The 430-nt window shown below is 57.7% G+C and carries 1 protein-coding gene; it reads right to left on the bottom strand.

Features of this window, described 5'->3' with window-relative positions; translation table 11 throughout:
* Window positions 1-430: preprotein translocase subunit SecA (locus H7U32_RS10550; RefSeq protein WP_440201460.1), on the bottom strand; the 430-nt coding region annotated here is incomplete at both ends.

Raw genomic sequence — 430 nt, 5'->3', positions numbered from 1 at the left:
CTCGTAGACGCTCTTGCGCTGGCCGTTCAGGATGTCATCGTAGGCGAGGATATGCTTACGCGAATCGAAGTTGATCTCTTCGATGCGCGTCTGCGCCCTTTCAAGCGATTTGGTGATCATTCCGTTGTATATCGGTTCGTCTTCGGGGATCTTGAACGTTCCCATCACACGCTTGATGACGTCTGATGCGAAGATGCGCATGAGCGAATCCTCAAGAGAGACGAAAAACTGGGTCTCGCCCGGATCTCCCTGACGACCGGCGCGGCCGCGCAGCTGGTTGTCGATGCGACGCGCCTCATGGCGCTCAGTGCCGATGACGAAGAGCCCTCCGAGTTTCTTCACTTCTTCATATTGCTCTTCCGTCGCCGGATTCCCGCCAAGCTTGATGTCGACGCCGCGGCCGGCCATGTTAGTCGCGATCGTGACCGCC

The organism is Bifidobacterium pullorum subsp. saeculare (genome assembly GCF_016899725.1).
Classification (GTDB): domain Bacteria; phylum Actinomycetota; class Actinomycetes; order Actinomycetales; family Bifidobacteriaceae; genus Bifidobacterium; species Bifidobacterium pullorum_C.
This window is presented reverse-complemented; position numbering and strand designations above follow the sequence as displayed.